11 protein-coding genes are annotated in these 14846 nt (G+C 71.4%); 7 read left to right on the top strand and 4 right to left on the bottom strand.

All coding sequences use genetic code 11. The annotated features are described in order from the left end of the window. Window positions 1-78: 78 nt before the first annotated feature. Complete coding sequence (hutH, locus tag WME82_RS32905; RefSeq protein ID WP_438038529.1) at window positions 79-1623, bottom strand: histidine ammonia-lyase; 1545 nt, start codon at window positions 1621-1623, stop codon at window positions 79-81. Window positions 1624-1851: 228 nt separating this feature from the next. Between hutH and WME82_RS32900 the strand changes: the two genes are divergently transcribed. Together WME82_RS32900 and WME82_RS32895 are read left to right on the top strand one after the other, a co-directional pair. Beyond that, window positions 1852-3624 (top strand): hypothetical protein, encoded by a 1773-nt coding sequence (locus tag WME82_RS32900; protein ID WP_438038528.1) that lies wholly within the window; start codon window positions 1852-1854, stop codon window positions 3622-3624. Between the two features lie 143 nt (window positions 3625-3767). Beyond that, a complete protein-coding gene (locus tag WME82_RS32895) occupies window positions 3768-4757 on the top strand; it encodes a D-cysteine desulfhydrase family protein (protein ID WP_438038527.1) in 990 nt (329 codons plus the stop codon). 15 nt (window positions 4758-4772) lie between these two features. Here WME82_RS32895 and WME82_RS32890 read toward each other — a convergent pair whose 3' ends face one another. Then, window positions 4773-5549: an NTP transferase domain-containing protein gene (locus WME82_RS32890; RefSeq protein WP_438038526.1), complete on the bottom strand. Its 777-nt coding sequence runs from the start codon at window positions 5547-5549 to the stop codon at window positions 4773-4775. Between the two features lie 170 nt (window positions 5550-5719). Between WME82_RS32890 and WME82_RS32885 the strand changes: the two genes are divergently transcribed. Then, window positions 5720-6493, top strand: coding sequence for an acyl-CoA desaturase (locus tag WME82_RS32885; RefSeq protein ID WP_437740447.1), 774 nt, complete (start codon window positions 5720-5722; stop codon window positions 6491-6493). Window positions 6494-6575: 82 nt separating this feature from the next. On the opposite strand, the gene WME82_RS32880 is transcribed toward WME82_RS32885, so the two are convergent. Further along, a complete protein-coding gene (locus WME82_RS32880; protein ID WP_438038525.1) occupies window positions 6576-7670 on the bottom strand; it encodes a hypothetical protein in 1095 nt (364 codons plus the stop codon). A 128-nt stretch (window positions 7671-7798) separates the two neighbouring features. Between WME82_RS32880 and WME82_RS32875 the strand changes: the two genes are divergently transcribed. Then, on the top strand, window positions 7799-8716 hold the full coding sequence (locus tag WME82_RS32875; protein WP_438038524.1) for a TIGR01777 family oxidoreductase: 918 nt from the start codon (window positions 7799-7801) through the stop codon (window positions 8714-8716). Window positions 8717-9297: 581 nt separating this feature from the next. Here the strand turns inward: WME82_RS32875 and WME82_RS32870 are convergent. Continuing rightward, window positions 9298-11154: a HEAT repeat domain-containing protein gene (locus tag WME82_RS32870; protein WP_438038523.1), complete on the bottom strand. Its 1857-nt coding sequence runs from the start codon at window positions 11152-11154 to the stop codon at window positions 9298-9300. A gap of 379 nt (window positions 11155-11533) precedes the next feature. Here WME82_RS32870 and WME82_RS32865 point away from each other — a divergent pair, with 379 nt between their 5' ends. From WME82_RS32865 to WME82_RS32855, 3 genes are all read left to right on the top strand, one after another. Further along, complete coding sequence (locus WME82_RS32865; protein WP_438038522.1) at window positions 11534-12769, top strand: glycosyl hydrolase family 18 protein; 1236 nt, start codon at window positions 11534-11536, stop codon at window positions 12767-12769. A gap of 207 nt (window positions 12770-12976) precedes the next feature. Further along, window positions 12977-13564, top strand: a complete 588-nt coding sequence (locus WME82_RS32860) for a thioredoxin family protein (RefSeq protein WP_438038521.1) — start codon at window positions 12977-12979, stop codon at window positions 13562-13564. 374 nt (window positions 13565-13938) lie between these two features. Continuing rightward, window positions 13939-14811 (top strand): STAS domain-containing protein, encoded by an 873-nt coding sequence (locus tag WME82_RS32855; RefSeq protein ID WP_438038520.1) that lies wholly within the window; start codon window positions 13939-13941, stop codon window positions 14809-14811. The last annotated feature ends 35 nt before the right edge of the window (window positions 14812-14846 follow it).

Below are 14846 nucleotides of genomic sequence, written 5' to 3'. Positions count from 1 at the left end.
ATGGACCGATCGCATTCCCTTATCTCGCGTAAGATTTCCTCTAAATCGTCTCAGATGTAACTTTAGTAACAGAAATAATCAGTTGAGCGGCCCCACCGCCTCCTCCACCGCGGCGATGAGCGCACCGCTCTGGATGAGCTCCGCGGCCGCCGCGATGTCGCGGTAGAGGGGGCGGTCCTCGGTGAGCCCGGGCACCACGCGGCGGATGGCGGCGTGGGCGGCTGCGACGCCCGCGCTGGGGCGGAGCGGGAGCCGCTGGTCCACGCCCTGGGCCGCCGTGATGAGCTCGATCGCCAGCGAGCTCCGGACGTTCTCGATCACCTGCGCGAGCTTTCGGGCGCTGATGCTGCCCATGCTCACGTGGTCCTCGCGGCCGGCGCTCGAGGGGATCGAGTCGACGCTCGCCGGGTGGCAGAGCACCTTGTTCTCGCTCACCAGCGAGGCGCTCGCCACCTGGGCGATCATGAACCCCGAGTGCAGCCCGCTGTGCGGCGCCAGGAACGGCGTGAGCCCGGTCGAGAGCGCGGGGTTGACCAGCTGCTCCACCCGCCGCTCGCTGATGTTCGCGAGCTCCGCCGCCGCCATCGCGGCGAGATCCAGGGCGAGCGCGACCGGCTGCCCGTGGAAGTTGCCGCCCGAGATCAGCTCGGCGCCGCCATCCGGCCCGTCCCCGAGGAACACCGTGGGGTTGTCCGTGACGCTGTTGACCTCGCGGGTCAGCACCTCGGCGGCCCAGGCGACCGCGTCGCGCGTCGCGCCGTGGACCTGGGGCATGCAGCGGAGCGAGTAGGCGTCCTGCACCCTGGGGCAGTCCGCGTGGCTCTGCATGATCTCGCTGCCCCCGAGCAGCGCGCGCAGGTTGCCGGCCGTGCCGGCCTGACCCGGGTGCGGGCGGACGCGCATCAGCCGCTCGTCGAACGGGCGCTTCGAGCCCATCAGCGCCTCGAGGCTCACCGCGCCGGCGATGTCCGCGACCGTGCACAGCGCGGCCGCGTCCCGCAGCGCCAGCGCGCCGAGCGCGGTCATGTACTGGGTCCCGTTGATCAGCGCGAGCCCCTCCTTCGCCGCCAGCTCGATCGGCGCGAGGCCGGCCTTCGCGAGCGCCACCGCGCTCGGCAGGAGCTGCCCCTCGAAGCGCGCCTCCCCCTCGCCGATGAGCGTCAGCGCGAGGTGCGCGAGCGGCGCCAGATCGCCCGACGCGCCGACCGACCCCTGCGCTGGGATGCGCGGGCTCACGCGGCGCTCGAGCAGGGAGGCGAGCAGATCGAGCACCTCCGTGCGCACCCCCGAGTGCCCCAGCGCGATCACCTGCGCGCGCAGGACGATCATGGCGCGCACCTCGGCCTCGCCGAGCTCCGGCCCGACCCCGCAGGCGTGGCTCCGCACGAGGTTGCGCTGGAGCGCCCGGATGTCGTGATCCGCGATGCGCGTCTCCGCGAGCGCGCCGAAGCCGGTGTTGATCCCGTACACCGCCGGCGCAGCGTCGCCCGCCGCCGCGATCGCGTCGATCGCCCGGCGCGAGGCCGCCGCCCGCTCGCGCGCCTCGGCGCAGATCGCCACCGGACGACCGCGCCGCGCGACCTCCTCGAGATCCGCGAGCGAGAGCGATCGGCCGAGGAACAACGGACGTGACGGATCTGACGGAGGTGACGAAGGCGGCGAAGAAGGAGAACCAGCGGCGGCGCTCGGCGTGGAAAGGGTCACGAAGGCGCACGCTAGAGCGGCGGATGCCCCGCGAAAAGCCAGCTGCTCGCCGTTGGCGGAAGAATCCAGTGCCCCGCGGGGATCGATCCGCCTATCCTTCGGGCGCGCGTTCCCGGCCGGGCGCTGGTGAGCGGCTGCTTGCTTCCGATGCGCTTCGCCTTTGTCACCCTCGCCCCCCTTGCGTTTGCTGTCGCGCTCGCCTCGCCGAGCGCCGCTCAGCCCGTCGAAGGAGCGAGCTCCGGGCAAGCCTCGCCGAGCGCCGCTCAGCCCGCCGAGGGGGAGAGCGCAGGGCGAGGCTCTCCGCCGGTCGCGCCGGCCGCGCCGGCCATCGACGACTTCGAGGAGCGGCTCGTGCTCGACACCGGCCGCAAGCCGCCGCCCCCGCCGGATCCCACCCGGTCGACGTTCTCGCTGCAGGGCGAGTACCAGCTCCGCTACCGCGCCATGAGCGATCTGCCGCTCCGGGCGCCGCCCCTGTCGGCGCCGGGCGCGGCGACGCTCGGGCAGAGCCAGTACATCGCCCACTGGCTGCGCCTCTCGCCGCGCTTCCACTTCAAGGACAAGGCCTCGATCGTGGCGCAGATCGACGTCGTCCGGGGGCTCATCGCCGGGGACACCACGCGTGACGTCGAGCAGGTGCGCGACGCGCGCGCCGCCCTCGCGTGGTACGAGGTGCACCCGCGCACCCTCTACCTGGAGCTGCCGTGGGCGCTCGGCGTCGTCCGGGTGGGCCAGCAGAGCGCGCACTGGGGGATGGGGCTCGTCGTCAACGACGGCGAGCGCGCGAGCGTCTTCGGCGACCACGAGCGCGGATCGCTCATGGAACGCGTCCTCTTCGCGGCCACGCCGATGGGGAAGGACGGGCCGCTCCACGTGACCGTCGCGGCCGACCTCGTGTTCGAGGACAACGCGGCCGACCTGCTCGGAAACGACGTCGAGGGGCAGGACGAAGGCGAGGGCGATCGCGCCGTCCAGGCGGTCGTGTCCGCGCTCTGGCGAGAGCGGCGCGGCGAGATCGGGATCTACGGCGCCATGCGGCGGCAGGCGCGCGAGCGCCGCGCGAAGACGAGCTCGGCCTGGTTCAGCGAGGTGCTCACGGCCGGCATCCTCGACGTGTCAGGCAAATTCAACGCGCCGGTGCCGGGGGGCGGCGCCCACATCTACGGCGAGCTCGAGGCCGCGGTGATCCTCGGGTCGGCGTCGTTCGCCCCGAGCGGGCCCCCGCCGCCTTCCGGCCACGGGTTCGGGCGCTCGCCCGTGGCGGTGCGCTCGGTCGGCGGCGCAGCGACGCTCGGCGCGGTGCATGTCGCGGGCCGCGGGGGGCGGCCAGGCGGGCGGTGGGGGCGCGTCGTCACGGAGATCGAGGCCGGCTACGCCTCGGGCGACGACGACCCGACGGACGGCGTGTCGCGGCGCTTCACCTTCGACCCGAGCCACAACGTCGGGCTCCTCCTGTTCGACGAGGTGCTCGCCTGGAAGACCGCGCGCGCCGCCACGATCGCCGAGCGGGAGCTCTTCGCCGCGTCCCCCGAGCCAGGCATCAGGTCGCTGCCGTCCAAGGGAGGCGTGCCCGGCGCCGCCTACGTGAACCCGCGCATCCTCGTGCGGCCGGCGCGCTGGCTCGACCTCAAGGCGGGCGCGGTCATCGCCGAGGCGACCTCGGATCTGGTCGATCCTTACGGCGCCCCGCGGGCGGGCGGCAGCCTGGCCAACTACGACGGCGGCGACAGCCGCCGCCGCGATCTCGGCGTCGAGCTGGACCTCGGCGTCGACGCGCGCATCGCGATGGGCAGGCTCGTCACCCTCCAGTTCGGCACCGAGGCCGGGGTCCTGTTCCCTGGTGGCGCCTTCGACGACGCCGCGGGCGCCGAGCTCCCCGATCAGTACCTGCTCACGCTCAAGCTGGGCGTGATCCACTGAGCTGGCCAGGGCGCGCCGGGCCCTCGGTCGAGCTCGCGCGGGACACAGCAGACGAGGGCCGCCCAGGGTGCTAGAGGGCGGTTGCGAGGGCCGCCCGCCCGCGCGCAGCAGCGGGCGCCCCTGGCAGACAGCAGGGAGAAACGATGCGCAAACGACTCGCGCTGAGCCACCTTCCGACACCGATCCAGCGCCCGCAGCGGCTCGCCGAGGCGCTCGGCGTCGACCTCTACGTGAAGCGCGACGACATGACGGCGGGCGCGGAGGCCGGCAACAAGATCCGCAAGCTCGAGTACCTGCTCGCCGCCGCGCGGGAGGAGGGCGCAGGCTGCGTGATCACCTGCGGCGGCCTCCAGTCGAACCACGCGCGCGCGACCGCGCTGGTGAGCGCCTCGCTCGGCCTGCGCTCGGTGCTGTTCCTGCGCACGAGCGATCCGTCGGCGGCCGCGCCGCTCGAGGGCAACGTGCTGCTCGACCGGCTCGCCGGCGCGGAGATCCGGCTGATCTCGCCCGAGGCGTACAGGGACCGCGGCGCCCTGATGGCCGAGGCGGCCGCCGAGATCCGCGCGGCGGGCGGCCGGCCGTACGTGATCCCCGAGGGCGGCTCGAACGGCCTCGGCGCGCTCGGCTACGTGCGCGCGATGGAGGAGATCCGGAAGCAGCTCGATCTCGGCCTCGCGGGGGGCAAGCCGTTCGACGTCATCGTGCACGCGTGCGGCTCGGGCGGGACGGCGGCGGGCACGGCGCTCGGCGCGGCCCGCTACGAGGTCGCCGGCGAGGTGCGCTCGATGGCGGTCTGCGAGGACAGGGCGACGTTCGCGCGGATCGTGGTCGGGATCATGGACGACGCGCGCGCGCTCGAGCCGCGCCTCGGCTCGCCCGCCCACCTCGTGATCGACGACTCGGCGAAGGGCCCTGCCTACGGGGTGTCCACGCCGGAGCAGCGAGCGCGGATCCTCCAGGTGGCGCGGCTGTCGGGTCTCGTCCTCGACCCCGTGTACACGGGCAAGGCGTTCTCCGGGCTCTGGGACCTGGCCGAGCGAGGCGAGCTCTCGGGCAAGCGGGTGCTGTTCCTGCACACCGGCGGTCTCCCCGGCCTCCTCGCCCAGGGCGCTACCTTCGCCGACGCGTTCTAGAACAGATCAGAGCCCTCAGGGCGCGCCGCGCCACCACGCGTCGGCCATCGACGCGTCTTCCAGGGTGTCGATCTCCATGTAGCCGCCGTGGGTGTCGAGCTTGTGGAGGTCGGCGCCGGACTCGATCATGTGCTGGAGCAGATCGATGAGGTAGGCCCGCTGGAACGTGCGGCCCTCGCGGAACTCCGGCCGCTCCGAGAAGGCGTCGCGCGCGGCGTCGAAGGCGGCCAGGAACTGCCCGGCGCCCCGCGCCGAGAGCTTCATCACCCCGATGAACTCGCCGGTCGCGGACTCCGGAGGGATGCGGCGCGAGATCTGAAGGACGCGATCCCCCCCGGCGCCGCCGGCGCGGAGCTTCTCGGCGTCGGTCTCGGGGTGCTGCGAGCGGCCCACGTAGCGGCGCCGCCAGTCCGTGTCGCAGGCGAGCGCGATGTCGTGCGGAGAGCGGACCAGCCCCGCCACGATCTCGGGCCGGTAGACGATGTCGGCGTACGTCGAGACGAAGCCGCCCTCGAGGTGCTCGCGCGCGCAGAGGAGCGAGAGAAGGATGTTGTTCTGCTCCCAGTCGCGGTTCTCGACGTACGTCAGATCCGGGTAGGCGGCCCGGATGACGTCGGCCTTGTAGCCGCAGACGAACACGATATCCGACCGCCTGAAGCCGCCCGCGGCGAGCGCCTCGAGGATGCCGTCGAGCATCGGGCGCCCAAGGATCGGGACCAGCGTCTTCGGCATCTCTTCGGTCAGGTGACGCAGCCGGCTGCCCCGGCCCGCCCCGATGATCACGGCCTTCACGACACCGCTGTTACCATGAACGGACTCGATCAATCACGGACAATCACAGAGAATCACGGGGAATCCCGCGGACATAGAAGCGACCCGAGGCCGCGCGGACCCGGCGCCCGTTACGGAATCGTGACCGTGAGCTGACCCCCTGCCGCGCGTCACCGGGTTAGGACGCGAACATGGAGATCGCGATCGTCCTCATCGCCCACTCTACGCTCTCGGTCTTTTTCCAGACCTTCTTCCTGCACCGGTACGCCTCGCATCGGATGTTCACGATGTCGAAGCCATGGGAGCGGATTTTCCACTTCCTCACGTACCTCACGCAGGGCTCGTCGTACCTCGTGCCCTGGGTTTACGCGATCTTGCACCGCATGCACCACGCGTACAGCGACACGCCGAAGGATCCGCACTCGCCGCGGTACTACTCGAATGTTGTCCGGATGATGCTGGACACCGCGCACCGCTACGACGCGATCTACGACCGCACGGCCGACGTGGAGCCGCGCTTCCTCGGCGGCTACCCCGAGTGGCCCACGCTCGACCGCATCGGCAACGCGTGGATCGGCCGGCTCGCGTGGGGCACCGGCTACGTGCTCTTCTACGTGGCCTTCGCCTCGCACTGGTGGCAGTTCCTGTTCCTCCCGCTCCACTGGACCATGGGCCCGCTGCACGGGGCGATCGTGAACTGGTGCGGCCACCGCTACGGCTACCGCAACTTCAACAGCGACGACGACTCCCGCAACACGCTGGTCCTCGACTTCGTGACGCTCGGCGAGCTCTTCCAGAACAACCACCACAAGTACGCGATGAGCCCGAACTTCGCGGTGCGATGGTTCGAGATCGACCCCGCGTATCAGGTCATCCGCGTGCTTGCCTGGGTGGGGATCATCAGGATGTCCGACAAGCGCCAGGTCGCCCGGCTGGAGCCCGAGGTCGCGCAGGCCGAAGGGTAGGGATGACTGGCCGCCGGCCGCGCTGCTCGCGCGGCCGGCCGTGGAGCGCGGCGCCCGGAGCCGAGGCCCCGCGCGCAACGGCTCACGCGAACAGCTGCCGGAACGCGCCGGGGACGTCCTTCGGACCGATCTGCTCCTTGCGCTTGTTGAACTCCGGCAGACACGCCTGGTAGGCCGCGTCCACCCGCAGATCGCTCCCGTCCCAGCTCGGACGCCAGATCTCCATCGTCTCGCCCGCGAGATCGATGACGTCCTTGAACTGCCCGCGCTCCTTCAAGATCTGCGTGCTGAGCCCGTACATCAGCAGCCCGCCGGGGATCGCCCCGAGCGCCGTCGTGGCCAGGGCCGGATAGCAGATGCGCGCCGTCTTCGCCCCGAACCGCTCCCGGATCTCCGCCATCGTCTTGCGCTGGAGGATCTTCGCGCCGGCGAGCGGGCCCATCGCGTAGACCGGATCGTCGCTCGGGTAGTCGTAGTCGCAGAAGGACACCACGCTCTCGCCCTTCGCGATGAGCCCCGCCGCGGCGAGCGGCTCGACCCACAAGAGCGACGACGTGCCCATGAACTTGTTGGTCCGCTCGATGTCCGCCTCGTTCGCGACGTCCACCTCGACGAGGCCGAGCTTGCGGATGTTCTCCGCGCGCGAGAAATCAGGGATCTGGAGCACCGGATCGAACGCGACGTCGAGGTCCTTCACCTTCGTCGGCCCGTGCTCCGCGTACCGCTTCATCGCGCCGGCCGCGATGCCGTTCACGAGGTGCACCGCCCGATACCGCTCCTTCAGCGCGGCGACGACCTCGTCGATCACCTGCGGCCTCGTGGCGTCGTTGTTCCAGAAGCGCGCGGTGAGCCCCTCGGCCTCCGCCGCGTCCGAGATCGCCTTCACGTGGTGCGGGCCGATCTGCATCTTCTCGCTGTCGAAGTGCACGGCGAAGACCGCGGCCCGCTCCCCGAAGAGCAGCTGCAGGGCGAGCGCCCGGGTCATGCCGTTCGAGCCGCCCAGGATCAGCACCGCCGTGTCCGGCGCGATGCGCGCGCCCGCCGGGCTGATACGGGCGCGGTGCGCCGCGAGCTGCTCGGTCGCCACGCGCGCGCCGTGCTCGGCCAGCGAGCCCACGAGCGCGCGGCGATCGAGGCCGCCGAGAGGAAGCTTCTTGAAGGTCTCTAGGTCATCCATCACGTCCGGGGTCTTACCGTCTCCAGCGCTCGGCGTCACGACTGGACAGCTGCAGGCCGTCCGAGCGCTCCCTGGGCGGCGCTCGAAGGGAAGCCCCGCCTCCGTCCGAGCCGTGATAGATAGATCGCGTGAAGACGGTTCTTGTCACTGGCGGCAGCGGGTTTATCGGGCGCGGTCTCGTGAAGGATCTGCTCGCGCGGGGTGATCGGGTGACGGTGCTGACGCGCGACGTGGCGCGGACGCAGGCGGCGCTGCCCGGGGCGCGCGTGGTGTCGTGGAGCTCGGACGCCCCGGGGCCGTGGTTCGAGGAGGTCGACGGCGTGGACGCGGTCGTTCACCTCGCGGGCGAGACCATCGTCAAGCGGTGGACCGAGGAGGCGCGGCGCGAGATCCTGAGGAGCCGCGTCGACACGACCCGCCTCATGGGCGAGGCGATCGGCAAGGCCAAGCGCAAGCCCAGCGCGTTCCTCTGCGCGTCCGCCGTGGGCTACTACGGCCCGCAGCCGGGCGACAAGGTGCTCGACGAGGACGCGGCGCCCGGCGAGGGCTTCCTCGCCGACGTCGTCGTCCGCTGGGAAGAGGCGGCCCGCGCCGTCGAGGAGCAGCACGGCGTCCGCTCGGTGCAGCTGCGCATCGGCGTCGTGATCGGCGAGGGCGGCGGCGCGCTCGACAAGATGATCGCCCCCTTCCGGTTCTTCCTGGGCGGGCCCGTCGGCGACGGCAAGCAGGTCATCTCGTGGATCCACCGCGACGACGTCGTGGGGATGACCCTGCTCGCCCTGGACAACGACGTGGTGCGCGGCCCCTTCAACATGACCGCGCCGCACGCGCAGACCGGCGACGAGGTCGCGCAGGCGATCGGCGCGGTGCTCCACCGGCCGTCGTGGCTCCGCGTGCCCGAGGCCGTGGTGAAGCTGGGGATGGGCGACGCGGCCGAGATCGTCACCACCGGGCAGCGCGTCTACCCCAGGCGGGCGGAAGAGCTCGGATACCAGTTCCGCTACGCCCGCATCGTGCCCGCGCTCGAGTCGATCCTCCGCAGCTGAGCGCCCGCGCGCGGGCCGAGCGCTGGCCGCCCTGCGCCAGGGCGCGGCCGTGCCTCCGGCCGCCGTCGGAGCGGCCCGCTCGAGGCGGGCAGCTGGGCGCCGCGGTACGGCGCCCAGCTGCTGCTCACACGAGACAAGAGCCGCCGGTGGCGCGCTGAGAAGTCGACCTCTGTCGAGCAGCGCACCATCGGGAGCCCGGACGGCGGTTTCCCAGCGCTCCCCCAAGCGCTCCGTCCGCTTCCATGCTTACGTCATCGCGCTCCGAGAATCTCTCGGGATGAGTTGGATTGGCGCGTGCAGGGTATCCCGACTGGTTGTCGACGTGCACCCTCCAGAAGCGCCGCGAGAACCAAACTCGTTAGGGGAATCCCTTTGCCGCAGCGCACAATCGCGGGGTTGCTCGTCTGAGGCTCGTCCGAGGCGCGGTTTCCGGTGCGTGAGAGAAAGGAGGAGGCAGGCGCAGTCTGCGCTCGCTGCCCGGACAGTGGATCACCCCCGAGCTGCTCCGTTGTGGTTCGTCGTGGGCCTCGCCGCGGCTAGCGGGCGCGCGGTCGTGCAGGCGCGTGGTCGTGCAGGCGCGCTCAGGGGCTGAGGCCACGACTCTGGAGGATCTCTCGCACCACCGCCTGCGCGGAGCCTGTCAGCTCGGAGAGCGAGCCGCGGGCGAGCTCCACGAACTTCATGCCGCGCACGCGCTTGAGCGCCTCGACGGCCACGGCGCGCTCCTCGGCGCCCTCGTGCTGGAGGATGCCGAGGAGCATCTCGCCGGCCTCGAGGGTGTCGATCTTCGCGATCGCCCGCACGGCGCTGGCGCGCACGGCGGCGGCCTGCGACTCGCGGTAGATGCGGGCGAGCGGATCGAAGGCGTGGGCGAAGCGCAGCTCTTCCAGCGCGCGGGCGGCCTCGTGGACCACGGTGGGGTCGGGATCCACGAGCGCGTCGCGGATGGTGATGAACGTGCGCTTGTAGAGGAAGTGGGAGAGCGCGCGGACGACGGCCACCCGGATCTTCGGCTCGGCGCGGCGGAACAGGCGCTCGAGCGGCGAGAGGATCGTGTAGAGCTCGACCGTCGCGAGCTGCTCCGCGAGGCTGATGAGCTGCTGCGCGGGGGTGGCCTCGGGCGTCGCGCCCTCGACGGCGAGCGCGGTGAGCCGGGCGAGCATGGCGCGGCGGCGGGTGACCTCGGACCACTGCGCCGGGTCGAGCACGATGTCGCCGCACGCCTGGGCGGCGCTGCCGGCTTGCTCCCACTCGACGAGGTCGATGTGCCAGACGTCGGGGAAGCCGAGCTCGTGGCGGAGGTGCGCCGGCAGCGGAGCGGCGTCGATCGGCAGGTCCTGCGCGTTCACGTAGCGGCGGCCGGCGCGGGCGTAGTGCTTCTTCCGGGTCTCCTCGAGCGGCAGCTGCGTGAGCGCGCGGTAGACGCCGCCCACCTTGCTGTACTGCCCCGCTTCGCCGAGCGCGATCACGGCGGCGAGCAGCGCGTTCTCGGCGATCTCGGGGGGGGCGGCGCGCTTCTGCGAGACGGCGGACACCTCTTGCCACAGGCGGGCCTGCGCGAGCACGGCGAAGTTGGCGACGGCGACGAGCCCCTCTTTCCGGGCGTACGCGGCCATCTCGCGGGCGAGCGTGGCGGCGGCGGAGATCTCGCCCTGCTTCTCGGCCGCGGCGACGGCCTCCTCGTAGGACTGGAGCGCGTAGTAGCGCAGGTGGTCCTCGCGCAGGATGCGAATGACGTTCACGTAGCCCTCGAGGACGTGCTCGAAGGCGCGGCTCTCGCGCCCGACGGCGATGAGGACCTGGTAGCAGTCGAAGGCGCGCTCGCGCTGGCCGATGGTCTCGTACCTGTCGGCGGCCTCCTCGAGCAGGTGGACGGAGGCGAAGACGGCCTCGCGCGCCGCCGCGGCGTCGCCCGTGCGGAGCGAGGTGCGGGCGAGGTTGAAGCGGGCGAGGCCGGCGGCGTAGAGGTCGCTGCCCGACGAGGAGAGCAGCTGGGCGAGGCGCGACCAGAGGGCGCGGGCGCGGGCGAAGTCCTGGCCGCGCTCGCGGGCGATGGCGGCCTGCGCGACGAGGCCGGCGGCCTCGTACTCGTCGGCGGCGCGGCCGTAGAGCCGCTTCTGCCGCTCGGGATCCTGCTCGCGCTCGGCCCAGGCGAGCACGGTGCGCGCGCGGTCGATGGGCGGGACCTTGGCGATGAGCGGGCGCTGGCTCTGCTCGTTGCCGCCGTACCAGGAGACGGTGAGCGCGCTCCGCGCGTCGCCCAGCCGGACCAGCACGTCGCGGAGCTCGTCCGTCATGGCGACGTACTCCTCCTCGCGGGCGATGGTGTGCTGGAGGGCGCTGAAGAGCGCGTCGCGCGCGCGCGTGAGATCGCTCCTGGCCAGCGCGGAGCGGGCCTCGTCGCGGAGCTCGTGCAGGGGGCGGACGCCTTGGGTCATGCCGGGAGCGAGCGTAGTACACCGGCCCTGGCCGAGGGAGCGGCCGGCGCGTGCGCGGGCGACGTCGCCGGCCCGGCCGCCGGCGGCGCGGGGCGCGAGGGCGTGGCGCGTGGGGCGAGGGCTGAGGCATCCCCTCAAATTCTTCGGAAAATTTACAAGGAGACGGGGAGGCGGGGAGGGAATTTCAAAATACTCCCTGTCTCCCCGCCTCCTTGTTCAATTTTTCCGCTGAAAATGGCTGCAAAATGAGGGGATTCCTCGGGGGCGCGGGGATGGAGTAGCCGTCAAATGGTGCATCGCGGGCTCGGCGTGAGGCGGCCCGCGGAAGCGTCAGAACCGGGCTGTCGATGCGGCGGCGGGCTGCTAGAGCGCGGCCGGTATGAAGCTGTTTCACCAGACTCTGATGCTCGCCTGCTCCGCCGCGTTCTCCATCTCTTGCGGTGGCGCGGCCGAGCGCGCGCCGTCGCTCGACGAGGTGGGGAGCGCCGAGCTCTCCGCGTCGGCCGCGCCCGGGGCGCAGCGCGCGAGCCAGGCGACGCCCGCGCCGGGCGATCACCGCTTCTGCGGGTGGCTGCACGAGTTCCTTGGAGATCCCGAGTCGACGGAGCTCGGATATGACACCTTCGCGGCCCACGCCGGGGCGTTCGACGCCGTGCACCCGAAGTGGTGGCGCGTCGCCTCGCCGACCACGTTCGAGAACCACCCGCGCGGCCGGGAGGCGCCGTTCGCCGGCTTTCACGACCGGCGCGTCCTCGACCGCACGACGGCCGGCGGCGCGCGGACCCGGCTCATCCCCCTCATCGCCGCCATCGACCGGCCCGACGTCGTCGCGGTGCACGCCATGCTCCACGACCCTGTGCTCCGCGCGAGGCACGTGGAGGGCGTCGTCGCGCTCGTGATGGAGAACGGTTACGACGGGATCGACATCGATTACGAGCACCTCTCGTCCGTCCTCGGGCCGGGCGAGACCGTCCGGGCCGAGCGGGCCGCCTTCTCGGCGTTCGTCGACGAGCTCGCGCGCGCCCTCCACGCGCGTGGAAAGGAGCTCTCGCTCGCGGTGCCGGCGGTCGCGTCCGCGAACGGCGTATTCGACTACGAGGCGCTGAGCGCCTCGGCGGATCACGTGCACGTGATGAGCTACGACTACCACTGGCACGGCGGAGCGCACGTGGGCCCGGTCGCGCCGCTCGGTTGGCTGAAGGAGACCGTCTCGTACATCGGGTCGCTCGACGGCGGCGCGCGCCGCGAGAAGTTCATCTTCGGGCTGCCGAACTACGGTCTTCTCGGGCCGGAGGCGCCGGGGAGCGGGGGCGCCGTGGTGGGGTGCGAGCCGCTCAGCAAGTGCCTGGATCTTGCGGGCGACGGCTACGAGACGAGCACCGAGCACATGAGCCGGTGCCCGGACGACGAGGGAGGGCGGCTCGCCGCGGGGAGGGCGCCGAACCGGCTTCTCTCGAGCGGGGAGCGCCTCTTCTTCGAGGACCTCGCGTCGCTCGAGGAGAAGGTCGCCGTTGCCGAGCAGGGCGGGCTCGGCGGGGTGACGTACTGGAGCATCGGCGGCGAGCCGGGCGGGGCGGCGTTCTTCTCGATGATCGAGCGCCACTTCCCGAGGTGATCGCCGCGCCCTGCGGCCGCCTCGGCCCCCTGTCGGGACAGCGCTCAGACCTCGAGGGAGGTGCCTCGGCGGCGGAGAGGGCAGGGGAGCGCGAGCCGCGCGAGCCAGAGGACGGCCGCCGCGGGCGCGGAGGCGGGGGAGGTGTTCAGCGGCGAGGGCCGCGGCGTGGTAGGGTGCGCGCCGTCACAGCGAGAGGAGAATCCTGTCATGGCACGCACCCCGTCCACGATGCTTGAGCTGGGCACCCCGGCGCCCGACTTCAGGCTGCCCGACTTCACCGGAAAGCAGGTCGCGCTGTCGGATTTCAAAAGGCAGCGGGCGCTCCTCGTGATGTTCATCTGCAATCATTGTCCGTTCGTCAAGCACATCCGCCACGAGCTCGCCCGGCTGAGGCGCGATTATGGTGCTGACGACGTGGCCATCGTGGCCATCAACTCGAACGATATCGTCGCGTATCCAGCGGACAACGCCGAGGCGATGGCGAGGGAGGCGCGCGAGGTCGGCTACACGTTCCCTTACCTCCTCGACGAGGCGCAGCAGGTCGCCAGGGCCTACCGGGCCGCGTGCACGCCGGATTTCTACCTCTTCGGCCCGGATCGCCGGCTGGTCTACCGTGGTCAGCTCGACGACAGCCGCCCTGGCAACGACGTCCCCGTGACGGGCCGCGATCTCCGCGCCGCCATCGACGCGGTGCTCTCCTCGGCCCCCGTCCCCTCGGAGCAGCGCCCGAGCATCGGCTGCAACATCAAGTGGAAGCCCGGCAACGAGCCGGCGTATCACGGCAGAACACCGTAACGATCCCGAGGCGTACGAGGCGCGGTCGCCCTCCCGTCGGGCGCCGCTCTGGGCAGAACTGGCTCTGAAGGGGCGCGGGCCACACCTTGTGCGGTGGTCGCGCCGCTGCAGGCCGCTTTTGTCATGGAACATAGACAGTCAGGACACTGATACGATAGATACACAGCATGGGGGGGAGTGAGACCGCATCTCGGGGGCGCGTTCCTCGCGAAGCCATACATTCGCCTTCATGGTGAGCGGATTGCGGCATGGGGCCGAGGTCCACTCCAGCCTGGCTCTCAGATCAACAAACCCGATCCGAAGGCGGTCTATTCTCCTACTTCGTGAGCACCCATACGACATAACACGGCCAAGGCCAAGGAAGTGGACCTCCTATGCAGAGCTGGATCGGCCCGGAGCGCCAGGCGCTGGCGAAGAGCGCGGCGAAGGTGCTCAAGGACAACGCCCTACACAACCGCAGCGGTCTCCCACCCTTTCGATTGCCGCAGGTCGCGCAGCAGATCCTCGACGAGCTGTTCCATTTCTCCTCTGCCGGCGACACGGCGCCCGTCATGTCGCTCGGGCAAAAGCTCGGGCAGCAGGGGCTCGGGCTGCGGGCCCTCCTCGGACTGAGCCGCGTCCTCTTGCGCGAGGTGCTGGCGCGTCTGCCCGGAAGTACGCCCGAAGCGCGGGAGGCGGTGACGCTCGTGAACGACTACCTGACGCTGCTCGTGGACGCGGTGGCAGAGCAGGAGAAGCGCGAGGTCGGCGTCCAGCGCGACGAGATGCAGCTCGCGCTCGAGCGCGCCATCCATAACCGCGAGCGCGAGCTGCGCCGGGTGATCATCGAGCTCTCGACGCCGATCATGCCCGTGTACGATCATATCTTGGTGCTGCCGCTCATTGGAAAGCTCGATACCGAGCGAGCGGGGAGGATCACCGAGTGCCTGTTGCGGGAGGTGGTGGACCGGCAAGCGCGCACCGCGATCATCGATGTGACCGGCGTGCCGGCGATGGACGCGGAGGCCGTCGACGCGCTCGTGCGCACCGCGCGCGCGCTCGACCTCCTCGGCACCCACCCGGTGCTGGTCGGCATCCGCCCCGAGGCCGCCCGCGCGCTGAGCGATCAGGACGCCCACCTCGCGGGCATCGTGGTCCTGGCCAATCTTCAGAGCGGTATCCTCTATGCGCTGCGGCGGGAAGGGCTCGATGTGTGTGGCAGTTCGCGCCCGCAGCGAGGGGCTGCTGGGTTGTATCGCGGCCGTTGACGAGCGCGCAGTGAACTCACTCTAGGGAGGAAACC

The sequence above is a fragment of the Sorangium sp. So ce128 genome (assembly GCF_051525245.1).
Lineage (GTDB): Bacteria > Myxococcota_A > Polyangia > Polyangiales > Polyangiaceae > Sorangium > Sorangium cellulosum_B.
This window is presented reverse-complemented; position numbering and strand designations above follow the sequence as displayed.

Coding starts and splice junctions, on each gene's coding strand:
- WME82_RS32900 (WP_438038528.1), top strand. CDS start 1,852: ATGCGCTTCGCCTTTGTCACCCTCGCCCCCCTTGCGTTTGCTGTCGCG.
- WME82_RS32895 (WP_438038527.1), top strand. CDS start 3,768: ATGCGCAAACGACTCGCGCTGAGCCACCTTCCGACACCGATCCAGCGC.
- WME82_RS32885 (WP_437740447.1), top strand. CDS start 5,720: ATGGAGATCGCGATCGTCCTCATCGCCCACTCTACGCTCTCGGTCTTT.
- WME82_RS32880 (WP_438038525.1), bottom strand. CDS start 7,670: ATGGATGACCTAGAGACCTTCAAGAAGCTTCCTCTCGGCGGCCTCGAT.
- WME82_RS32870 (WP_438038523.1), bottom strand. CDS start 11,154: ATGACCCAAGGCGTCCGCCCCCTGCACGAGCTCCGCGACGAGGCCCGC.
- WME82_RS32865 (WP_438038522.1), top strand. CDS start 11,534: ATGAAGCTGTTTCACCAGACTCTGATGCTCGCCTGCTCCGCCGCGTTC.
- WME82_RS32860 (WP_438038521.1), top strand. CDS start 12,977: ATGGCACGCACCCCGTCCACGATGCTTGAGCTGGGCACCCCGGCGCCC.
- WME82_RS32855 (WP_438038520.1), top strand. CDS start 13,939: ATGCAGAGCTGGATCGGCCCGGAGCGCCAGGCGCTGGCGAAGAGCGCG.